Here is a 13588-nt window from a genome sequence, read left to right as displayed (position 1 = left end):
ACCTTAGCTTGATGAACATATACTGCTCCCTGCTCCCGCAGAAGAAAAAAAGCTACCACCTAGATGTAAAATCCTACTAAGTGGTAACCTTTCAAAAGTTCTATTAAAGCAATACCGAATCTTTATCACTATCCTGATTACGTTTCTCACGCTCTTCTTCTAAACGCTTCATATATACTTCGCCTTCTTTTTCGATAAACTCATTATCCATATCTTGCTCTTTTTTCGAAGTATATAAAACCATGTAGCCACTTAATACAATCCCAACAATTACAAGATAAACCCACCATGGTAAAGTTTCCACTCTACTTCATTCCTTTCCTTAGACAAGCCTTATTAGTTTCACTCTATGAGGAAAGAAGTGGATTTATGCTTAAAATTTTTATTGTGGATGCTTCGCGAAAAATGCTTGTACATATTCCATAAACTCAATTGGTTCTTGACGAAACGGTGCGTGGTATCCTTTTTCAATAATATGAAACGTACTATTTGCAAATAGCCCATGATACAGTTCACCATTTTTCCACGAAACACTCTTATCATGTCGTCCCCATATAATTAAAGTCGGTACCTTAATTTTATCAGCTTCCATCGCAATGCGGCGCTCTCGCATTTTCGTAAGCTGATCATAATGCTCTTTATCATCACGACTATTTTTTACTTCATTTTTATTATACTTCGTAATCTCAGTTACAGTTTGTAAGTCCGTCGATAGCGGTGGTACTTCATAACTTTCTTTTTGCTGGAAAGACTCTATCCCTGTAGAATCCGCCAAGATGAGATGCGTCACTGCATCCGGATATAAATACGCTAAATTGAGAGACATCTCTCCGCCCATCGAATGACCAAGTACTGCGAATTGATCATACCCGAGCTTCTTCATTAACTTATAATATAAATTCACTTGCGCAGGAAACGAATACTGAAAATCAACCGGCTTAGAAGAACGCCCAAATCCTAAAATATCAACCGCAATAATCGTATGATCTCGCACTAGTTCCGGATAAATATCACTAAACCCATCAGAAGAACCACCAAACCCATGCAACATGAGTAACGGAGGTTTCCCCTCACCAATTTGCTTAAAATAAATCGTCTGCCCATCAATTTGCGCCATACTCTCTTTCGTATTCAGCTTCATCATAACAGTATCTTTCACTTCTTCAACCTTCGCAATCGGCTTATCAACGAAGTTACATACGATAAGCAAAACAAGCACAATACCGCTAATCAAATAAAACTTAAACCGTTTCAAAGTTCCCGTCTCCTTTCTTGAGTTGCTATTTAAAGTTTTTACATTTTTTGGTTGTTTTATGTTCTCTTTTTAATTGTAACTAAAACAGTTACAATTATACTAAAAAAATATAACTCACTTCTATTACTAATGGTTATTCTGTAACTATTATAGTTACATATTTAAAGTAAGTCAATTCTTTTCTCTACATGGCCTAAAAATAGAAAAAGGGACTTCATGTTGAAGTCCCTTTCTTTGTTATTATAGTTGGCTTACTCCGCCGTCGCCTCTATTATCTGCTGGTGCTCCGCCTGTGTCACCAATGTTAACGTAGTCTGGTCTTGCTGGTGCTGGAACATCACCGTGCTCCGCTTGTTGTACAAAGGAACTATTTAAACCGACAGATACAATACCAACTAACACTATACCAGTTACAGCCATACCAATTTTTTTAAACATTATTTTAATGCTCCTCTCTCTATCTTCTTCTCTTTTGCCTGTAATGCTTTGTAAAAATAATCACTTGCTTTCATGTAATTAGCATCCTCACGAAACTTTATTGCAAGTTTTTCCACATATTCCTGAGTGTAACTATATAAAGATTCTTTATCAAAATAAGTAATTCCTTTAAGGATAATTTGCTCTAATTCTTTAATAGGAACATTACCATTTACTGCTTTTAAAATACTAAAATGATGTATATACTCTTCATTTTCTAACTCCATACAAATGTTTAATCCTCTATCAATTAATTCTTCAGCAATGTTTGTTTCTCCCAGTTTAAAATGTTCCCTAGCTTGTAGGAAAATCGCTTTGAAATGTGCTGGGAATTTCTCTGTTACTTCTGAAAGATGTCGAATAGCTAGTGCAGAAAGGTTTTGACTTGCGTATAGCCATCCTAAATTATGACGTACCCTTAAAAGCAATATAGCGTTATCCTGTTTTTGTAGAATATCTATCGCTGAATTTAAACACTCTTCTGCTTGTTCATATTGCTTTATTTGTATGGCAGTTAGTCCTAAAAGATTCTGAGATAAAGCAATATTCATATCTTGTCCTGCTTGTTTTGAAAAAATTTCTTTAGCTTTATTTACATATTTTATTGTATTCATTGGTTGCCTTGTATTGTAGAAAAATGCAGAAAGACGATAACAGAATTCCCCATATTCTAATTCATCAGGAATATATTTTATTAGTGTTTTGGCCTTCTCATAACATCTACTTGCATCATTGTAATTTGATATTAGAGTTGCATGCATTGCCTTAAAAAAATAATAGTAATATGACAAACGATTTTCAGACGTTTTATAAATTTCATCAATTTTATCAAAACTATTTTTAGTAATTTGTAAACCATCCGCCAGCACTTTATATCTAAAATCTAATAAAGAGTAATATAGCCATAAATCCCCATCCTCTTTTACATTAGAAAATTCACTCTCAATATCTTCCTTAATTTCCATAGCTTTCTCTATATTTTGCTGTAACATTACACGATACCAATCATCTAAAGAATGTTTCATTTGCTCCCGCGTTACTACATCTGCTCCCATACACTCGCATCCCCTTTTCTCCAAAATTACAAAATTAGGATTTTTATACAATTATCAAAATTGTATATTACCACTCCTTTTCTATGTATTGAAAAATAATTATCAGAAAATTAAATATTTTAATTAATTATACCAAACTTTTCCTTTTTAATAACTTGAGAAACAATTGTCAGAAAACTTAACAGGACAAATAAAAAGCAAGCAGTTCCAGCACTCCGCTAAAACTACCTGCTCTCCTACTTACTATCTCTATTTTTACTCTTTAATAAATTCCTTCGTACTTCTCACTGTATCAATTGGACGAACTAATTTTTCAATTTCTTCACGTTTTGGCTCTAGGAATGGAGGTAAAGATAATTTTTCGCCAAGTGTTTCGTATGGCTCATCTCCCATAAACCCTGGGCCGTCTGTTGCAAATTCAAATAAGATTTGTGGTGCAACTCTTGCATATAATGATTCAAAGAAATGACGGTCTACATAACCAGATGAAGGAAGTCCAACGCTACTGATTCTCTCAATCCATTCTTCTAATACAGCGCGATCTTCTACGCGGAATGCAGCATGGTGAACCGTACCAAAACCTTGTCGTGCTTCTGGAAGAACCGTATTATGTTCTACAATGACAGAAGCACCGTTTCCACCTTTATTCACTTCAAATAAATAGAATTCTCCTTCTTGCGCAACCTCTTTAAATAATAAAACTTTTTCTAACACTTCTTTGAAGAAACTAAAGTTTGCAATACGGATGAATACAGGCCCTAAACCAGTAATTGCATATTCTAATGGAACTGGTCCGTTTTGCCATGGTGTACCTGATTCAATCCCTTTATCAAGTTCATCTGAGATTAATTGATAGTGTTGGTCATCAAAGTCAACGAAAGAAAGAGTTTTCTTACCAAATTGCTCTTTAATTCCTGTATGTTCTACTTCAAGACGGTCAAAACGTTTCACCCAATATGCTAACGCTGCATCAGTTGGCACTCGGAATGAAGTTTTTGAAATTTCATTCGTACCGTGTACTCCTTTTGGAATACCTGGGAAGTCAAAGAATGTCATATCTGTTCCTGCACTACCTTTATCATCTGCAAAGAATAAATGATACGTTTGAATGTCATCTTGGTTTACTGTTTTTTTAACTAAACGCATTCCTAAAACGTGAGTGAAAAACTCATAGTTTTTTTCTGCACTACTTGTAATCGCTGTAACGTGGTGAATTCCTTTTAATTGGTTCATTTTATATTCCTCCAATGGGTTTCATTTATTTGTTAAAGTTGTATATTTTCTTCTATTACTTCTCTTCAATCGGTGCTAAATTCGCTTCAATTTCTGCTCGCTGATCTTCTAAGAATGGTGGTAAATCAAGCTTTTCTCCTAGATGTTCCACATCTCCATCAACTGTAAATCCTGGTCCATCTGTCGCAATTTCAAATAGGATTCCGTTTGATTCGCGGAAATATAAGCTTTTAAAATAGAAACGATCAATGATTCCTGAAGACTGGAAGCCTCTTTGTTTCACCTGTTCTTCCCAATAGGCAAGCTCTGCATCGTTTTTCACACGAATTGCTAAGTGGTGAATGCTACCGCGGCCCGGCTTTTCAGTAGGACCATCTAAATATTTCACAACGATTTCTCCAAAAGCCTCTCCTTTAATGGACTGAAAAATTGCTTCCTCTTCGCTGCGGCTAACCTCTGTATAACCAAACATCTCTGTAAGTGTACTCGCCATTTTATCAAGTCTACGAACTGTCATTTCTACAGAACCCATTCCTTGAATTTGATGCTTTGCAGGAACTTCTGATTTCTCCCAATTTTCCCAGTGCTCTACTTTTTCTCCGTTTGAAACGAGTAGTACTAAGCGAAGACCTTCAGCATCCTCAAATTGTAAAGCAGGACGATTTGCATATGTTGTCATCTCACTATGTTTCACATTAAATTTCTCAAATCGTTCTTTCCAGTAATGTAAGCTTTCCTCTGAAGGAACGAGTAATCCAATTCGAGTAATCGCATTTGTACCGCGATATGTTCTTCCTACTAAAGGAATTTCAAAAAATGATAACTCTGTACCCGGACTTCCTGTTTTATCTCCGTAAAATAAATGGTACATTGACGGATCATCTTGGTTCACTGTCATTTTCACACGACGTAATCCAAGCACATTTTTATAAAAGTGATTATTTTCATTTGCATTTTTCGTAACCATTGAAATGTGATGATGCCCTTTAATTTTATACATTTTTAATTCCTCCGCTTCGTTTTACTAGTCAAGTGATGATAAAAAAATAATATGTTTTTTAGCTGTTCAATTTATTCTCATTATGTTTTTGTAAATTCATCTTGGTTTTTACTGCATAAGTTACTTTCGTTTTTAACTCGAAAACAACTGAGTGTATGTTTTTCATATGACTCAATCGCTTTCGTTACTATCACTTTACAACTCAAGTGATTAAAAAGCAAGTAATTTATCTCAAATTCGAGATATTTTTTTATTAAATAACATTTTGGACTAAAAACACGAGAAATTCTTGGTTTGAGGACATTATAAAATTCATAAGTTGATGGATGTGAGATATCGCCAGCATTTTTGAAAAAACACGCTAAGAGTATGCGAGATTTTATACAGTTTTTTCGTTAATCCAATAACAGACAAGAACCCTAAAACCGCACCAGAATAGGAATGTATAAAAAATTGCATAGATTGATAGAACAAAAAAAGGAGGTTCCCTTGTGAGAGTAGGGTTCCTCCTTTTTCCTTGCTACCGATAATAGGACGTTATGTTAACTGATCATGTATAGGATATTCATATAGGAATTGTTTCTATCAATGCTGAATTATACAAAGAAGGAGGCATGATAATGAAAAAAGAACAATTAATATTAATTGCTAGTCTTACTCTTTTATTTCCTGTCCTTGAATTTTTCTTCCAGAAATATGATTACTTCAATTTTTACGCACATATAGGTATTATAGCCATTGCTGTATCAACTGTCGTATTCACACTCCATTATATAAAACAAATTTATTGGAAATTATCGATCGTATGAGGAAATTATGAAAGAATAGAATTTAATTGAATATGTTTTCTATTACCCGTTTCAAGCTTTTCCCCATACCTTTTACTGCCCATACTAGTTTAAGGAACACTTTAAAGATAGCATCCCATACGTGTTCATTAATAAAAAATTCGTATACTTTCTTTAACCACTCTTTCGGGGATTTACTCTTACGTTTAAACCTTTGCCAATGCGTTTCTTCACTAGTTTTCATAACTACCCCTTCTTTCTTAATCGAATATGCTTTCTATTAGAAGTTTTAACACCTCGCTATAATGATGAAAAGAACGAGGTTTATCATATCTGGCAATTTAATCACTCCTAATTTTAAATTAAATTCATTATATAACGATTTCTAAATTTTCAGTTAATTACTAGTGAGAATTAAGCAAAATTTAAACAAAAACACCTATGTTAGGCTTTAGTTACAGGTTTTCCCCCTATAAAATCAACTATTTGCGCCACCAACTATGGGGTACGCGAATTACTTTGATATTATCTTTGAACGAACAAAATAACTCCTTTCGAAAAACAAATGAACTGATATTAATCAACTTCCAATATCGAGAATTATGTAAATAAGCTGCCCATATGGACAGCTTATTGTATTTTTTGCTTAACATATTTTTTCTGAAATGCTGGCGGTACTCAATTTAAAAGTTGATATGCCCCCATTCTAGTGGCAAGATATGTTTTATTAGTTCTTCGTTACACCCATGCGTACTTCTTAACTATTTTATTTCATTTTTAATAAAGTGAAACTTTAATCAGTGGGGGTTTTCTTCACCCCCCACTGATTATCAGCCCTCACCAATCGGACTTTAATGACTTAACATTATGCTTATCTTAGGAGCAAGGTATTTTATCGGTGAGTGTATACAAACCATGTAATGCTTGCTGTTAATAATGCTGACGAAATCAAAGCTGTAAGAACACTATATGTTTGCCACATAAGTATTGTTGACCAATCGAAAGCGCAGCACAGTATACCCAGAGCAATCGTAGCGATCAGGAAAATAACTGTTACGGTTATTCTCTTTTTTGTCATTGGCTGTCGCTTATTCGTTCTCCTTCTGCGTAATCCTAAGAGAAATAGCAAAACGGCCAATAGGCAAAAAATAATTGTGATAGACGACAAAATGATATCCAAAAGCTGTGTGCCGCTTATTTCATATGACTGAGTTAGATTGCCTTCTAATATATCTTTAACTTTTAGTACCATGTTTGTATTGGTATTTGTGCCGTTGCTCAGCAAGGAGACGGCTGTTCGTTCATTTGGCAGTATGACTACTTCGGTTCTGAAATTTGGATTGCCCCCAGTGTGTTCTATAATCGTTTGTTCGGCATTTACGGACCAACCTGCCGCATAATACATACCGTTGACAGCCGAAACAGACATATCACCCCTATGTGATTTTTCGATAACCGTGTGAAATATTTCGGGTATGTCCTGCACGATACCCATCTGTATGCCCAGCCAACGAGCCATATCTTTTGTATTAGAAATGATGTAGCCTGCGGGTTTATTCCCAGCATAATCCGGAGCTTTAAATGGAGTTGTCATAAAAAAGGAAGAACGGTAGCCCTGTGCCAACTGTCCAGTAGCTTGAGCATCTTCTTTATAAACATACGTCTGGTGAAGACCTAGCGGCTGAAATACCTGTTCCTTCATAAAGTCTTCATAGCTTTGTCGCGACACAATCTCAATAACCAAACCCAATACGTCATAATTAACGGTTCCATAGTTATACTGTTCACCGGGAGGGAACGCCAATTCAGCATCAACGAGCATTTCCACAGTCTTTTGCAACATATCCGGTGTATTGCCTTGTGGAATATTTTGAAGATGCCTAATATTTGTTAGACCACTGGTATGGTGAAGAAAGTTATTTAGTGTAAGACTTTGCATATCAACAGGTTTCCCTTGATACTTTAATGTAAACCAAGGTAAATATTTTTGGACAGGGTCAGTCATTGAGAGCAGCCCTTGCTCTTCCAATAGCATAATACCCATACCGGTAAAAGCTTTACTGACCGAGGCTAACTCATAGAGTGTATTTTCACTTGCAGACAACCCCTTTTCACGGTCTGCATACCCTGAAGAAAAGTAGAACACTTCATCATCAGCAAGTATTGAGATTGACATTCCCGGCACACCTGATATACGACAGGCATCATCTAGCAACGCTTGTATTGCCGCAGATTGCGAATCTGACAACGCATAACTTTGTGTTGCGAATCCTGAGAATAATATAAATATCGTTAATACAAAAACAATAATCTTTTTCATAAACTCTCCCTTTTGGAAAATTATAAGAGAATAATATAAATAACCTCCTTTTACAACTACGAAACTAATTTTTAATGTATCTTTCTATTCACCTATATAATATCAAATAATTGCGAATAGTTACACTTGAACGAACAGATGGATGTAATTTGAAACAACTTTAAAGAGCCTTGCTACGTAGAATGTAGTAAGGCTCTTAGCTTTTTAATAATCAAAATTCAATAACTTTATTATCATTATACAACAGCCCCACTAAGCTTATTACCACTTAATGAGGCCATTTGATTCACATTATTAATTATGGAACGTCGGCTTATAGAACGAACGATTATCAAGTGCGAAGACACGCTCTGTGTATTCGCCTGGTTTTGTGCGTCCTAATGCGCGGTCCATCATGTTCATTTTTGCATCTAAGTTATCGATGTAGTGCAGAATTTCTGCTTCTTTTACTAATGGTGGTTTTGGGCTACCCCATTCCGCTTTTCCGTGGTGCGAAAGGACGATGTGTTGAAGAATTAATACTTCTTCTGCATCGATTTGCAATTCGTCTGCTGCTTTACCAATTTCGTTCACCATAATAGAAATGTGGCCTAGTAAATTTCCTTCTAACGTATACGTTGTAGAAATTGGGCCAGATAGTTCGATTACTTTACCAAGGTCATGTAAAATAACGCCTGCATATAGTAAGTCTTTATCTAAAGATGGGTATAGATTTGAAATAGCTTTCGCTAAATCAAGCATTGATACGACGTGATAAGCTAGTCCAGATACGAACTCGTGATGGTTCTTTGTCGCTGCTGGATAGTCTAAAAATTCGTTTTGATGCTTATTTAATAAATGTCTTGTTAGACGCTGAATGTTCGGGTTTCTCATTTCAAATATGTATTGCGTAATTTTCTCAACCATATCTTCTTTTTTCACTGGTGCTTTTTCTACGAAGTCTGAGATGTCTGTTACTTCATTTTCATTCGCAACACGAATTTGTTTCACACGTAATTGAATACGTCCTTTGTAGTTTAAAATATCACCAGCTACTTTCACGATTGTTTCCGCTACATATTGTTTCTCAACTTCTGGTGATACGTCCCACAATTTCGCTTCAATATCTCCACTTGGATCTTGTAAGATTACTGTTAAAAATGGCTTTCCATTGCTTGCGATACCTTTTGTCGCTGTTTTAATTAACAAGAAAATATCGACTTGTTCACCAACTTCATACTCTGCAATTTTCTTTTTCATTCGAATTCCTCCACCAAATCAGTTACTTTTAGTATAGCACACTACAACTCATTTTCTTTACGCATATGTGTTAATTTTATAATCTGTTTTTCTGGAAAATACGCAAGTAAATGCGCATGACATGTAAAGAATATGACTTGTCTATCCTTTGCAATTTCCTTTATAAGTTCAATCGTACGATTCGTCCTTACCGCATCAAAATGCACGAAACTATCATCAATAATAAATGGATAATCATGTTCGAATGTTTTCGCGAGTGCAAATCTCAGCGATAAATATAACTGCTCCGCTGTCGCTTGGCTTAGTTCATGACTGTAAAAACGCATACCATCGTTACGTTCAACGATAAACGGTTCTGCCTCTGACGGTGAAAAGATTTTACTATAGCGTCCGCCTGTTAAATAGACGAAATACTCTTCTGATTTTTGTAAAATACGAGGAAGATGAACTTCATGATAATAGTGCTTCGTTTTCGTTAACACTGTCTTTGCGGCCGCATAAGCAGCCCACTTCTTCACTTGTTCACGCACTTGCGCTTTTTTCATTTCCCATTCATGCATTAAATCGCCGTACGTACTACCTTCTTCTAAATTCGCAATTTCCATACGATGTTTCGCAATGCGCTCTGTCAGTTCTTTCTCTTTCGTAAGACAGTTTTGGACAGTTGTAATTTCTTGCTTTAATTTTCCTTCATACCCGTCAGCTTCATAATGTTCAGCTAATGATAAACTCGTTAAACGCTGTTCCAACAGATCAATTTGCGGTAATAAACGCCCCACTTGTTTCTCTGCATCCTCACGTTTTTCCGCCAGTTTACCTGCTTCTAAAAACATCTCTTCATCTGTAGACTCTGCAATATGCCATAAACCATCTCGTTCTATTAGTAATTGCTTTAATTGTTCTTGCATAAACTCATATTCTTCTTGCCATTCCGCCAGTTTTTCTTTTAACTGCTTACAAGTTTGGCGCTTCTCTTTCTCATTTTGCATACGGCTTTGTGCCTCGTGTAGCTTACTATACTCCGCACTACCGATAACAGTTTCTAGTTTATGTTCAAATTGCGAAATCATTTCATATAATGAAGATTTTCGCGTACCTTGCTTCTCTAACTCCCGATATAATTGCTGCATTTTTTCAATACGCTCAAACGCCGGCAATATGTGTGCATACGTATAAAATTCAGGAAACATATAGCGCGTTTTATATGCATCGACTTGTTCTCCCGCCTGGAACGTTTCTCTCTCCCATTCCTCATACGATGAAACGACTTTATCATACGCTCGTTCCAACTGCTGTAACTTATAAGACTCGCGCTCAAATAACTTCCGAATCTCTTCATCTTTTTCTAACTGATAACGAACAGACATCGCTTCTTCACTTTGTCTCCCGCCAGCACTTTGCTGAAGTGTAAGGAGCTCTTCTTGTAATCCACTTGATGGATCTTTATATAAAACAAGGGCGAGAACAATCCCTACAAAAACAATGACACTAATAAATAAGAGCGGTCGATTGTCTATAAATAAGCTTGTGAATAAAATGCCTGTGTTAATAAGGAGTAACAGAAGACAAACTCTTTGCCACTGCTTTTTCTTTTGCTTAGCTGCTCCTGCTTTTTCCTCATACTTGCGCTTCATTCTCTCTGCGCCCATACCGATAAACGCCGCATCTTGGAACGATTTCTCTTTCTCAACTAACACATTTCTCTCTTCATCCACTAACATTTGTTGCTTAATCTGCCTTATGTTTTCTTCTTGTTCTTCTAACTGCTCCTGCGCTACTTTAAAACGATCATCAAGCTGTGCTTTTTGCGTTTCTAATTCGCGCGCCTTTTGCACTGTTTGCGTAATTAACTCTTTCGTTGCCAAACTCATATCAAATGAAAGAACTGTTTCCTTTTCAAAAGTAGCACCAATTTGTTGTTCTAGTTCTGCGATTTCTTCTTTTATATTCGTAATACTTCCTGTCATATCACGCATTTCTTGGCGTGCATTTTCGTAAGACATATGCTGCATACGAAGTTCTTCTACATAACTTTCTTTTTGTAAAAACTCTTCATCTATTTGAATAGAGGCAATTTCCGATTGCACTGTCTCAATTTTCTTGTGGAGCGAATCAACTTGTAATTGAAGCGGCTCCATCTTCGCCTTAATTGCTTCATAACGCGCCATTCCGTTTACAGGAAACTGCCCGCTCTCGTTCTCTAACACTTTCTCGTGCGCACGCTTTTCAATAACGAGAGGCTCAAGCGCTGCTAATATTTCATAATCTTGCTTCCGCTTTTCTGCATTCTCTTTTTCCACGCGAACAGAAGCAAGTTTCTCTTCACTTTCTTTTAACTGCTCCACTTGCTTTTCATACGTGCCAATTTTCCCTTGCCACTCTTTCATCTTCTCTTCAAGTTTCTTCATCTCTTGCAATGACACGTTAATTTCTGGTTTACGACCACTCGGCTTGAAGCGCTGGTCCATTTCTTTTTCTAGCTTTTTATCTAACTGCAGTAGCGCATCACTTCCGACTGCACTTGCCGAAAATAAATAATTGCCAATATCTGCTTCGCCAAGCTGATGAATGTTTTGAAGGCCATGCATATCAAATGAAAAGACAGATTCAAATAAATTTTCATTCATCCCGCTTAATATATCGTTTAAAATTTCTTCTCCGCCCGTTTTCCCGTCTTCAAAATAAACGGTCACCTCGCCAGCTGCCGTCTTTGGCAATCGCTCAATTTTCAAACGACCGTACTGCTCTGTTTGCACAGTGATCGCACCGCCATACTTCCCGCCTTCTTTCGGCTCATAACGGCGCTGTCCTCTCGTCGGAAAACCGAATAAAATACTTTTCATAAATGAGCGAATTGTCGATTTCCCCGCTTCATTTTCACCGTATAACACTGTCAGCAAGGAAAGATCCATTTCCACATTTTCTAATTTTCCGTACCCATAAATATGGAGTTTTTCAATTCTCATTTTTTATCCCTCTCTTGCTGGAATAATTGTTCTAAAATAATATTTTCTGCTTCCTTTTGAATCTCTTTCTTCTCTTCTTCTGTAAAAGATTCAATACTATTACGCGCTACAGGAGATGTCCAAATAGTGCGCAATACTCCGTCCATATTAGTGAAAGCTTCTAACTCCTTTAGCACACTACCGACGAAATGATTTTCCGCTTTCAAACGTTCGATTTCCGCAAAAGAAACCGTCTCATTTTTCCACTTCATTGCATATACGAAATCTTTTCGCTCTTCTCCAGATGCTAAAATGTGAAAAATCTCTTCCACACGCTTTTCGTCGCGCAAATAAGGTGAAAGTGGGCCTTGTCCTGTAAATACGACAGTTAATAGCGTACCTTCCTCTTCTCTTCGGCATTCATTCATCGCAGTAGATATGCTTGTCATAAGTTCATCAACAGTGTCAAGTCCATCAATACCAACCTCGATTTCGTCCCATACAACATCTGCCGTATGGAAAAATGAACACTGCGATCCTTTTTTCGTAAGTTCAATAAGGTATGCACCCTTCTCGCCTGTTTCCTTACGATGACGACCTTGTATGTTCCCTGGATAAATAATGTATGGTTCTTCTGATAAAATTTCACGTTTATGTATATGGCCAAGAGCCCAATAATCAAACTGTTTTTCTTTCAACTCACGAATTTGAAACGGTGCATAGCGATTATGCTCTGCATCTCCTTCCACACTTCCGTGAAGCATACCAATATGAAAAGGCGCATCACTCATTTTCGTATACTGCGCTGTCATATTATCCGTTACCGCTTGCTGCAAATAACTAAAACCATAAATAGAAGCTAATAGCTCACCATTTTTATAAAATGATTTCTCTTCTACATAAGGCTCAGTAAATACATGAACATTTTCCGAAAACTCAATTGCTGCCCAGCTTCCCCCTAAATGATCATGGTTACCGTGAATAATAAAAACAGGGATATCGTATTGCGAAAGTCTCTTCATTTGCTCACGCACAAACACTTGCGCCCTCAAACTTCTCGTCTCCGCATCATACAAATCCCCAGCTAGTAATACGAAATCAACGCGCTCTTGAATCGCTTTATCAACAATACGCTCAAATGATTCAAACGTACTTTGCTTCATTCTCTCCCACACAGACTGCGTAACATTCATCTCCATCCCTTTAAACGGACTATCCAAATGCAAATCAGCCGCATGTATAAACTTTACTTGTTTCACAAATAACGATCCTTTCT

At 36.6% G+C, this 13588-nt stretch carries 12 protein-coding genes; 1 reads left to right on the top strand and 11 read right to left on the bottom strand.

Features of this window, described 5'->3' with window-relative positions:
- Nucleotides 1–103: 103 nt before the first annotated feature.
- The 6 genes from HFD78_RS01200 to HFD78_RS01175 all read right to left on the bottom strand — a co-directional run bounded on the left by HFD78_RS01200 (nucleotide 104) and on the right by HFD78_RS01175 (nucleotide 5020).
- Nucleotides 104–304, bottom strand: coding sequence for a sporulation YhaL family protein (locus HFD78_RS01200; protein WP_000449223.1), 201 nt, complete (start codon nucleotides 302–304; stop codon nucleotides 104–106).
- Between the two features lie 78 nt (nucleotides 305–382).
- Nucleotides 383–1255, bottom strand: a complete 873-nt coding sequence (locus HFD78_RS01195) for an alpha/beta fold hydrolase (RefSeq protein ID WP_000819471.1) — start codon at nucleotides 1253–1255, stop codon at nucleotides 383–385.
- A 240-nt stretch (nucleotides 1256–1495) separates the two neighbouring features.
- Nucleotides 1496–1693, bottom strand: coding sequence for a Phr family secreted Rap phosphatase inhibitor (locus HFD78_RS01190; RefSeq protein WP_000473354.1), 198 nt, complete (start codon nucleotides 1691–1693; stop codon nucleotides 1496–1498).
- Nucleotides 1693–2787 (bottom strand): response regulator aspartate phosphatase, encoded by a 1095-nt coding sequence (locus HFD78_RS01185; RefSeq protein WP_000500577.1) that lies wholly within the window; start codon nucleotides 2785–2787, stop codon nucleotides 1693–1695. Before HFD78_RS01185 ends, HFD78_RS01190 begins: the two co-directional genes overlap by 1 nt.
- 255 nt (nucleotides 2788–3042) lie before the next feature.
- A complete protein-coding gene (locus HFD78_RS01180) occupies nucleotides 3043–4020 on the bottom strand; it encodes a ring-cleaving dioxygenase (protein WP_001072541.1) in 978 nt (325 codons plus the stop codon).
- A 55-nt stretch (nucleotides 4021–4075) separates the two neighbouring features.
- Nucleotides 4076–5020, bottom strand: coding sequence for a ring-cleaving dioxygenase (locus tag HFD78_RS01175; protein ID WP_000276684.1), 945 nt, complete (start codon nucleotides 5018–5020; stop codon nucleotides 4076–4078).
- Nucleotides 5021–5640: 620 nt separating this feature from the next.
- Between HFD78_RS01175 and HFD78_RS01170 the strand changes: the two genes are divergently transcribed.
- Nucleotides 5641–5829 carry a hypothetical protein gene (locus HFD78_RS01170; protein WP_000712159.1) on the top strand — a complete coding sequence of 63 codons (189 nt, stop codon included), beginning with the start codon at nucleotides 5641–5643 and terminating at the stop codon, nucleotides 5827–5829.
- Between the two features lie 22 nt (nucleotides 5830–5851).
- Here HFD78_RS01170 and HFD78_RS01165 read toward each other — a convergent pair whose 3' ends face one another.
- The 5 genes from HFD78_RS01165 to HFD78_RS01145 form a co-directional block, all read right to left on the bottom strand.
- Nucleotides 5852–6052, bottom strand: coding sequence for a hypothetical protein (locus HFD78_RS01165; RefSeq protein ID WP_000858032.1), 201 nt, complete (start codon nucleotides 6050–6052; stop codon nucleotides 5852–5854).
- Between the two features lie 648 nt (nucleotides 6053–6700).
- Nucleotides 6701–8128 (bottom strand): serine hydrolase domain-containing protein, encoded by a 1428-nt coding sequence (locus HFD78_RS01160; protein WP_000720974.1) that lies wholly within the window; start codon nucleotides 8126–8128, stop codon nucleotides 6701–6703.
- A gap of 294 nt (nucleotides 8129–8422) precedes the next feature.
- Nucleotides 8423–9367, bottom strand: a complete 945-nt coding sequence (gene yhaM / locus HFD78_RS01155) for a 3'-5' exoribonuclease YhaM (RefSeq protein ID WP_000726639.1) — start codon at nucleotides 9365–9367, stop codon at nucleotides 8423–8425.
- A 41-nt stretch (nucleotides 9368–9408) separates the two neighbouring features.
- On the bottom strand, nucleotides 9409–12333 hold the full coding sequence (locus tag HFD78_RS01150) for an ATP-binding protein (RefSeq protein WP_001217602.1): 2925 nt from the start codon (nucleotides 12331–12333) through the stop codon (nucleotides 9409–9411).
- Nucleotides 12330–13571 (bottom strand): metallophosphoesterase family protein, encoded by a 1242-nt coding sequence (locus tag HFD78_RS01145; RefSeq protein ID WP_000815728.1) that lies wholly within the window; start codon nucleotides 13569–13571, stop codon nucleotides 12330–12332. The genes HFD78_RS01150 and HFD78_RS01145 overlap by 4 nt, the downstream gene beginning before the upstream one ends.
- Nucleotides 13572–13588 lie beyond the last annotated feature (17 nt).

The sequence above is a fragment of the Bacillus sp. EKM501B genome (genome assembly GCF_011800505.1).
GTDB classification, from domain to species: Bacteria; Bacillota; Bacilli; order Bacillales; family Bacillaceae_G; genus Bacillus_A; species Bacillus_A cereus.
Note: the sequence above shows the minus strand (reverse complement) of the source record. Positions and strands in the feature narration are given on the sequence as shown.